This window comes from Spirosoma jeollabukense, from assembly GCF_054777855.1.
This window is the reverse complement of record NZ_BAAHAD010000041.1, coordinates 1-3,973: the sequence shown is the minus strand read 5'-3', so window position 1 is coordinate 3,973 and position 3,973 is coordinate 1. Positions and strand designations below refer to the sequence as shown.

General features: G+C 50.9%; 5 protein-coding genes. 4 read left to right on the top strand and 1 reads right to left on the bottom strand.

Annotated elements, in window-relative coordinates; translation table 11 throughout:
• Window positions 1-636 precede the first annotated feature (636 nt).
• Complete coding sequence (locus ACYVEA_RS34280) at window positions 637-870, top strand: response regulator (protein WP_461117884.1); 234 nt, start codon at window positions 637-639, stop codon at window positions 868-870.
• Between the two features lie 238 nt (window positions 871-1,108).
• On the opposite strand, the gene ACYVEA_RS34275 is transcribed toward ACYVEA_RS34280, so the two are convergent.
• Window positions 1,109-1,528: a response regulator gene (locus tag ACYVEA_RS34275; RefSeq protein WP_461117883.1), complete on the bottom strand. Its 420-nt coding sequence runs from the start codon at window positions 1,526-1,528 to the stop codon at window positions 1,109-1,111.
• A gap of 416 nt (window positions 1,529-1,944) precedes the next feature.
• Here ACYVEA_RS34275 and ACYVEA_RS34270 point away from each other — a divergent pair, with 416 nt between their 5' ends.
• From ACYVEA_RS34270 to ACYVEA_RS34260, 3 genes are all read left to right on the top strand, one after another.
• The gene (locus tag ACYVEA_RS34270) at window positions 1,945-2,142 is read left to right on the top strand and encodes a hypothetical protein (protein WP_461117882.1); all 198 of its coding nucleotides are present in this window, start codon (window positions 1,945-1,947) and stop codon (window positions 2,140-2,142) included.
• 289 nt (window positions 2,143-2,431) lie between these two features.
• Window positions 2,432-3,235, top strand: coding sequence for an SDR family oxidoreductase (locus ACYVEA_RS34265; RefSeq protein ID WP_461117881.1), 804 nt, complete (start codon window positions 2,432-2,434; stop codon window positions 3,233-3,235).
• 16 nt (window positions 3,236-3,251) lie between these two features.
• Window positions 3,252-3,973: AraC family transcriptional regulator (locus ACYVEA_RS34260; RefSeq protein WP_461117880.1), on the top strand; the 722-nt coding region annotated here is incomplete at its 3' end.

Sequence of the window (3,973 nt, the reverse complement as noted above, 5' to 3'; positions counted from 1 at the left end):
CCAGGTCAAATTCCCACAGGCCCAAGCCAGCCGCTTCGAGGGCTAACTCCACGTTGAGGCGTTGCGATAGATTGGGCGCCAATTCAGTGGGTTGTTGGTCACCAGGCATGTAGGTGGGGTCTGGGGGATTTTAGGGGTTTGCTGATAAACCGTACTTTAGGAGTGAGTGTTTGAACTAACTTAAACCAGGGCCTGTACGGAGGTGTGATTGGCTACCTCTCCATCTACTGGCAGTTTTACCTTTAGGGGCTGAAGCGAGCAGCGCTGAGCCGGTTTAATGCAAAATTATTTATTGAATCAACATTTAGGGGGGTTATACGGTTGACTGTGATTTTGGGTAGATTGACTACTCTGTAGGTGCTTAGTAAACAAACTAGCCGCATATTGATTAATCACACTACACCATTTGATATTTGCTACCGCTATGCCCTTAACGCTTAACCAACATTGTGAAGTCATTCTGCTGGATGATGATGAGGACGACTTCTTCTTTTTAAAAAGGGCCTTTCAAGCCTACTCCGACCAGATAACGCTCCATCACCTGACAGACCACACAACCCTGTTGGCTTCCTTACAAAGTGCCAAAACCCTGCCTAGCTTGATCCTCTTAGACATGCATCTGGGGGCGAGGACGGCATGAGCATCTTAACGCAGTTAAAACAGACTACGCATCTGCGCGATGTGCCCGTGGTGGTCTGGTCGGGATCACTGGCCGACCAACAGGTGAACCAGTGTTATCAGGCGGGAGCCAGTTCGGTGGTCATCAAGTCGGATAATCAACCGGATCTGGAACGCGTCATTCAACAGCTGTGTGATTGCTGGTTTAGTGCGGTTCAACTCCCGTTCTATGCTAAACAGTCAGATTGTTAAGCTTGGGATGGATGTCGTCAGCCAAAAGCAAACAAATAGGGCCGGGCTGGCGGGTGACAACAGGAAGTAGGCCATTTCGTATTCGTTGGGCCGTGGCTGATCCATTTTATCCGGCGTCAACGGCTCGCTTACCCTCAGGTTGAGTGGATGACTTCCAGCTTAATTAAAACCTGTATGCCGATCACCCGGCGGCTGATTTTTCTCCTGCCCTTCGCTAAACACCTCTACTTCTGACCACTTAACCCGACAGTAGTCGCTGATTCGTTTCGATCCAGTCGTGACAAATAGCCTCAACCATCACTTTGGTGGCCGGCAGATCTAGTGGCTTACGGAGGAATGAATGGGCCCCCGCTTCATAGCACTCGTTGATCTCAGGGGGAGACACCTCACTACTGATCATCACCACGGGAATTTTCGTATAGGCTGGCTGACTTTTCAAGGCCAGCAAGGTTTGATAGCCATCCAGGCCCGGCATGTGCCGATCCAGCAGGATCAAGCTTGGTTGGTGCTGTACCCGAGCTAACTCCTCTAAGAGGGCTTTCCCCCCGGCAAAAAAGCGGACGGGAGAAGTGAGGCAGTGGCGACCAAATAGCTGCTGAAGGATGAAGCAGTAATCTGCCTGATCGTCTACCACGAAAATTAGAGAGGTAGAGGTCATGGAGTAGGGATTGATTTTCCCGTAAACTGATTAGTTGGACTTTGTTCAGTAAAATTGTTTTTAAAATGATTAAAAGGTTCTTGGCAGGAAGTAAGTCGGGATCAGACCGATGGCCGATCGATGGCGGTCCCTCAGCCTTTGCTTGGCGGCTCTTATTCAATCGAGCGTTTATTGTGACAATAGTCAACGCCAGGTAGGTGTATGGGTTGGGACGATTCGCTCTTTGATGGTCGCACTAGGCTGATGCTCGTAAAGCATAGTTGTCGGCCCTTCTACCCGCTGAATTTCACGTTAAACGGCAGGTTTATGGTTGTCTATTGGAGATTTTGCTACCTCAGACCACCTTATTTCGCCGCCAACAGATCACCTCACATGCTACCTTAAACAGAAGCTAACTGGCTGCGGACGTCGCGCGGATGAAAAGAAAAATAGCATGGTCAATCCCTGCCGAAATCGGTTGCTCTGGCGTTGGGAAATCAGGTGGTCAATTTGTCCGAAGTACCCATCTGCTATTGGGATTCATTTTCAATAATCTGTATGCGTATAACCTGCGTCGGTTTACCAGCCACGCGGGTACGGCCAGTGGTTTGACTGGAGGGTATTTATGTCGTTAGTTCGGTCATTGGGTATGGCCTGATCCATCTGATCAGTATCAAAACTACCCAAGCATTGGCCGGAGTGAACCTGATCCTTATTCTGGTCTGCTGGTCACGATTTTCCTGTTTCAACGATCGATCCCGAAAAGCCAAGGCACTACCTCGCCCTTTGCTGCAGCTTGATTATCGATTGTCCCGGCATACCCGATTGTTGGCTCATCGGTATCCTGAATTTGTATAAGTATTGCCGGGAAATCGACACGTAGTCGGTTGACCGATTCCAGAACTTTGTCAAAAATAGAACGACATGAAAAAGACCATTTTGATTACCGGTGCTTCGTCGGGATTCGGCAAAGCAGCCGCCCGTTTATTTCTGGAACACGGCTGGAACGTAGCGGCCACCATGCGGTCGCCGGAAAGCGAACAGGAGCTTATCCCCGCTGAAAATCTGTTACTGCTGCCGCTGGACGTGACCCAGGAACAAAGTGTCCAGGATGCCGTTGAAAAAACCATCCATCAATTCGGCACCATCGACGTATTGCTCAACAATGCCGGGTACGGCTTGTTCGGCGTCTTCGAGTCCGCTAAAAAAAGCCAGATTCACCAGCAATTCGACGTCAACGTATTCGGCCTGATGGCCGTCACGCAGGCCGTATTGCCGATCATGCGGCAGCAGCAAAGCGGGGTAATCATCAACCTGTCGTCCTTCGGCGGGTTTACGGCCTCTCCCTTTGCCAGTCTGTATAACAGTTCGAAATTTGCCGTAGAAGGTCTTTCCGAAGCCTTGTGGCACGAGCTGGCTTTTCTCAACATCGGCATGAAACTCATCGAGCCCGGCAGCGTATCGACCAACTTCCGCAGTGGCATGGAGATGATCCAGAACGGCATTGATGCCTATACGGCTGAGATGCAGTCGTTCATGCCTCGCTACACCCAACGTACCGCCCATTTGCCCAAAGTGTCGGCAGAAGAGGTGGCCCAGACAATTTATACGGCGGCAACCGATGGCTCCAGCCAACTGCGGTACGTCATCGGCGTAGATGCTCAGTTTTACATCGATGCCAAAGCCAAACATGACGAACAGGAGTTATTGCAAATCATGCGGGGATAAAGTAAGTTGATGCCCTATGGCTACTTCCATTATCGACATCCGTACCATTGCCGAAGTGAATGCCCTCTATGGCTACGACAAGCCCAGGCATCCGCTCATTACGGTGATCGATTACGGTCAGGTCCGGCAGGTGCGGCCCTCGGTGGAGGTACACCGCCGGATTGGCTTTTACAGCATTGTGTGCAAACGGATTACGGGCGAGATGCGATACGGCATGTCGCCCTACGATTTCAGCGAAGGCACGCTGATGTTTGCCGCACCGGGGCAGGTCATTACGTCGGGCAGTAATCTCGACGTGCAGGAAGGCTGGGGGGTGTTTTTTCACCCTGATCTGCTGAACCGCACCGAACTGGGCCGAACCATCCATCAGTATCATTTTTTCAGTTACGATGTAAACGAAGCCCTGCACGTATCGGAGGAGGAAAATCTGCTGCTGAAACAATGCGTAACACAACTGCAACGCGAATCCGAACGGAGTATCGACAAACATACGCAGGGTTTGCTGGTCAGTAGCCTTGCCCTGATGCTCCAGTACAGCGAACGCTTTTACGACCGGCAGTTTATCACCCGGGCGAAAGTCAGCCACGATATGGTACAGCAGTTTGAGCAGTTGCTCCGCCAGTATTTTACGGAGGATCGGCCCACGCTACAGGGCTTGCCCGGCGTTACGTATTTCGCGGAAAAGCTGAATCTGTCGGCTGGTTATCTGACCGATTTGCTCAATAAATACACCGGAAA

Bases quoted from the DNA above. Each gene is read 5' to 3' on its own strand.
- ACYVEA_RS34280 (WP_461117884.1), top strand. From the start codon at position 637: ATGAGCATCTTAACGCAGTTAAAACAGACTACGCATCTGCGCGATGTG.
- ACYVEA_RS34275 (WP_461117883.1), bottom strand. From the start codon at position 1,528: ATGACCTCTACCTCTCTAATTTTCGTGGTAGACGATCAGGCAGATTAC.
- ACYVEA_RS34270 (WP_461117882.1), top strand. From the start codon at position 1,945: ATGAAAAGAAAAATAGCATGGTCAATCCCTGCCGAAATCGGTTGCTCT.
- ACYVEA_RS34265 (WP_461117881.1), top strand. From the start codon at position 2,432: ATGAAAAAGACCATTTTGATTACCGGTGCTTCGTCGGGATTCGGCAAA.